Raw genomic sequence first — 4,665 nt, forward strand, 5'->3', positions numbered from 1 at the left:
CAGTTATTTATTTGTAGACAAAAGAAAAAGGTTTTGGGAGTCTTGCCGTGTTTCGACCCCAAAACCTTTCTCTCTTACACTTACTCCTCACACACAATTAATAGTGTAGGGGATTTATTTGGTTTGCGTTTTATTTCAGTGCCAGTTTATATATCGTCATATATACTGAGAAGACACTACAAACATAGTCAATCTAGCCAACTTTAGAAGGCTTTTTCTCTTTACTGCCAAAGAAAGTTTTGAGAACATTCTCTGCCATTTGAGGACTGCTCAAGCCCAAGCTAGCCTTAGATTGATCGGGAGTTGCATGGTCTACCAAAATATCGGGTACACCAAAACGTTTGACGGGGACGAGAATATTTTGTTCCTGAAGGGCTTCTAAAACAGCCGAACCAAAACCACCCATTAGACAACCCTCTTCCATGGTAACAACTTTGCCAATTTGTTTGGCTAAAGGAGCAATTAAGTCCATATCTAGAGGTTTGACAAAACGAGCGTTAACTACAGTCGATTCAATACCGTGTTCGCTCAAAATCTCGGCTACTTGCAACGCGGGATATACCTGAGTGCCATAACCGACTAGAAGCAAGTCATCGCCATTACGCAGAATTTCTCCTTTACCAATTTCAATCGGCTCCCAGCCTTCTTCCATCAAAGGTACGCCGACACCATTCCCGCGAGGATAGCGCATAGCGATCGCACCTTCTCGATAGTTAATGCCAGTTACCACCATTCTTTGTAATTCTGCCTCGTCTTTAGGAGCCATAACTACAATGTTGGGGATGCAACGTAGGTAGGCAATGTCATACATTCCTTGGTGGGTAGGACCATCAGCACCAACAATTCCCGCCCGATCTAAACAGAAGAAAACGGGTAATTTTTGAATGCAAATATCGTGAATAATTTGGTCGTAAGCTCTTTGAAGAAAAGTAGAATAAATGGCTGCTACGGGTTTAATTCCTTCACAAGCCATACCAGCAGCTAGAGTTACTGCGTGTTGTTCGGCAATCCCCACATCAATATATTGTTTGGGCAGTTTGCGCTGCAAAATATCCAAACCAGTACCAGTTGCCATCGCGGCGGTAATACCGACAATTTTGGGATCGTTTTCCGCCAATTTAGTTAAAGTGTCGGCAAAAACTTTGCTGTACTTAGGAGGCTTTGGTTTGCTGGCGGGAATTGCTTTACCCGTTGCCAAATTAAAAGGACTTTGGGCGTGGTAGCCTACTCGATCTTTTTCGGCAAGGGCATATCCTTTACCTTTGACTGTGGCAACGTGAACTAGTACGGGTCCTGGTACTTTGTGCGCCTGTTTGAAGGTAGTAATTAACTCTTCTAAATTATGACCGTCAACGGGACCAAAATATTTAAAGCCCAATTCCTCGATTACAGCCCCAACTTTCGGTACTGCAAGACGTTTCATGCCTTCTTTCACTCGTTCCATTTCAGGAGTCAGAGATTCCCCAAAGAAAGGTAAGTGCTTGAACTGTTCTTCGAGGTTATCGGAAAGAAACTGGATGGGGTCTGATAAGCGAACTTTATTTAAGTAGCGAGAAATTGCTCCTACATTAGGAGAGATGGACATTTCATTGTCATTCAAGACCACCATTAAATTAGTATTGGGTAAATGTCCTGCATGGTTAATTGCTTCTAGTGCCATGCCTCCCGTTAAAGCACCATCACCGATAATGGCTACGCATTTAAAGTCTTCACCCCTAGCATCTCTCGCCATTGCCATACCCAAGGCAGCAGAGATACTGGTCGAGGCGTGTCCCGCACCAAAGTGATCGAACTTGTTTTCGCTTATTTTAAGATAGCCCGCTACGCCATTTTGTTGGCGCAGAGTATCAAATTTATCGTATCTACCCGTCAACAGCTTGTGGGGATATGCCTGGTGTCCTACGTCCCAACAAACTTTATCGCGGTCTAAATCTAGGGTTTGATACAACCCAATAGTTAGTTCTACAACCCCCAAACCAGGACCTAAATGACCCCCACTAGTGGCAACTGTTTCTAAATGTTTTTCTCTTATTTGGCGGGCGATGTCCTCTAGTTGTCGGATTGATAAACCGTGCAACTGATTAGGATGAGTTATTTCGCTTAAATGCATACTGCCGTTTTCTCTAATAACAGATTATTTATTTTCTTGTTGAGTTAATTATCCTACTTTCTTTGTACTTAAAGTGAAAATTGGATACTTTTCTCAATCCTGAAGTCAGAAAAATCTTTGCTCGTCCAATCTTTTTAGGGCATAAACCAGGCAAAGATCGAGAATTTTGCTAAAGTTAGTTAGCTAATAATAGCCATAAAAGTAATTTAATTATTTTCATAACGTATTATAGTGAATTTTGCTGGTTTCTTAGAAAAAGATACGATTAAAACATCTAATAGCTAGCAATTGTATCTGTATTTATACATTTTTCAGTACCCATCAATTAGAATCGATTTTTAAATACTTAGTTTAATTTGAGAAGGATAGTCCGCACCCGAATTAATGGTAATGGTAATAATTTCTCGCTCGATTAATTTAGCCTCTTGAGGCAATTTACCCGTACCAGCATTAACTGGGTAAGCAGGAAAATAATCTCCACTGAGACTGAGACGCAAGCTTTGCCCTGAAGCAATACATATACAAGTAGCCTGTAAAGGAATATTTAGTTGCTGAATTTCTGAGGAATTGGGGTTAACAGTAATATATCCTTGAGTAAAATTGAATACCTTACCGTCTGGGCGAACTACCGACAGTATTGCACACAAGTCGAAACTAGGTTTATTGGCACTACAATAAACTTCTAAATTCACTTCTCCTAACAAGTGTAGATCGTTTTCTAAAGGAGCAGAAGTATAAGTTAAAATATCCGAACGACAGTCTAAAGCAGTGCGATCGCACGAACCGCCTGGAAAGCTAGCGTGTCCTCCCAAAGCTGGTGTTGGTCGCCAAGGATCGCGGACTAGAATGTCTTGATTATTAGAGAATTCTTCGAGGTCTGCAGTTATGTCTGTTTCTGATAGTTCTTGAGGAGAAATATTGTCAGATTCGATTTCTGTTTCGTATTGCCACAGCATTCCACTATCTTCCCGCATACTAGCCAAACCATCGCTAGCTAAGTAATAAACTTGTTGGCGATCGCAATTAAGACGATCTAGTTCGCGCCAACTGTTACTACCCATTTCAAATAAATAAATCGGAGATTTCTCAGCCATTCCCGTATCGATACCTTTGAGGAAATAATCAAACCAGCGTATCTGAATTTCATCAATGGGGTTTTGAGCTAACCTGCCATAATCTATTTCCCCTAGCTTTCTACCCCAAGGAAGGTGCGCCCAAGGTCCAATTACAAGATGTTGGGGGTGCTTGCTCCTAGTTGCCATTGCTTTGTAAAGATTTAGCGTACCCCTTAGATAAGGATCGAACCAACCACCCACATGAAGCATGGGTAAATCCACATCATCTAATAAATACTTTGGCGATCGCTTTTGCCAATATTCTGCTGCTGGATCGGGATTATTTAACCACAGATGGTAAAAAGAATCGGGTGCTAATCGCTGCATAATTTCGGGATTGGCAGGAATCGCATCGTTGAGGGGTAAATTACGACTGGCTCGATACAACTCTAAATATGCTGCTTCATCTTGTTTTAAACGGGCTGTTTCTCCTGCTAATTGAATTGCCCAAGCTAGATTGGCATAAAGACAAAATGCCCCATTTTCATAAGCCCAATCACTGTGGAGATCGTAAGCGACCATTGCAGGAGCGATTGCCACTAAAGCTGGCGGTTTATGTACCGCTGCATATAATTGGGTCATTCCCTGATAGGAAAAACCATACATTCCTACTTTTCCCGTACTATTGGGAAGTTTAGATACCCATTCAACAGTATCCAAACCGTCTTCAACTTCGCGATCGAATAGATGGAATCGACCTTCTGAAGTTCCTCTACCCCGTACATCTTGAATTACGACTATATAACCCCGCTCGGCATACCAGCGAGGATGAGCGTAAACTACGGTAGATGCAATCTCTCTACCATAGGGCTGACGCATCAAGAGAATCGGTAATTTTTCTTGAATATTGGGACGATAGATATCTGCATCTAATCGAACTCCGTCACGAGTCTGCATGGAAACAGTCTCTTTAATAATTTTGACCATTATGGAATTTGATTCTTTAGTTCCCACAAACTTACCCATCTCGAATTTGGATAAGCATAAGCAATCTGAATTTCTCAAATTATTGCTCGAGCTGCAGTATGGAGATTTAAAAATTTTTTTGAAAAAATAATTGCATTAAAAACCAAAATACTGCTATATTTATTAAGTGCCTAAAACGGGTAACAGTTAAGGGCGATTAGCTCAGCGGTAGAGCGCCTGCCTTACAAGCAGGATGCCACTGGTTCAAATCCAGTATCGCCCATATTCAAGAGTACTCTTACTTTTAAAATCTTTTGAGTATTATTTATTCCCCACCCACAATATACAATCAAACGGAGAATAAAACAAACAAATCCTCTTGTTGTCGAATAAATTTGTTTTTATTAAAAGACTACTCATAAACAACTTTATTTAGAGCGTTTTTTCAGTCGAACCAAAGCTAATTAAAAAAGAAAATTAACTATAAGAAATACGATTAAATCCTTAATTAATTTTCTAATAGTTTTTAGCAAA

The 4,665-nt window shown here is 40.5% G+C and carries 2 protein-coding genes and 1 tRNA gene; 1 reads left to right on the forward strand and 2 read right to left on the reverse strand.

What is annotated here, in order from left to right:
• Positions 1–193 precede the first annotated feature (193 nt).
• Both dxs and AC33VI_RS14935 read right to left on the reverse strand, forming a co-directional pair.
• Positions 194–2,110: a 1-deoxy-D-xylulose-5-phosphate synthase gene (dxs, locus tag AC33VI_RS14930; RefSeq protein WP_491783060.1), complete on the reverse strand. Its 1,917-nt coding sequence runs from the start codon at positions 2,108–2,110 to the stop codon at positions 194–196.
• Positions 2,111–2,448: 338 nt separating this feature from the next.
• Positions 2,449–4,152 carry a CocE/NonD family hydrolase gene (locus AC33VI_RS14935; RefSeq protein WP_491783061.1) on the reverse strand — a complete coding sequence of 568 codons (1,704 nt, stop codon included), beginning with the start codon at positions 4,150–4,152 and terminating at the stop codon, positions 2,449–2,451.
• A gap of 190 nt (positions 4,153–4,342) precedes the next feature.
• Between AC33VI_RS14935 and AC33VI_RS14940 the strand changes: the two genes are divergently transcribed.
• Positions 4,343–4,414, forward strand: a tRNA-Val gene (locus AC33VI_RS14940).
• The last annotated feature ends 251 nt before the right edge of the window (positions 4,415–4,665 follow it).

Source organism: Waterburya sp., from assembly GCF_058530065.1.

Excerpts from the sequence above, each read along its gene's own strand:
- AC33VI_RS14935 (WP_491783061.1), bottom strand. The coding sequence starts at position 4,152 with ATGGTCAAAATTATTAAAGAGACTGTTTCCATGCAGACTCGTGACGGA.
- dxs (WP_491783060.1), bottom strand. The coding sequence starts at position 2,110 with ATGCATTTAAGCGAAATAACTCATCCTAATCAGTTGCACGGTTTATCA.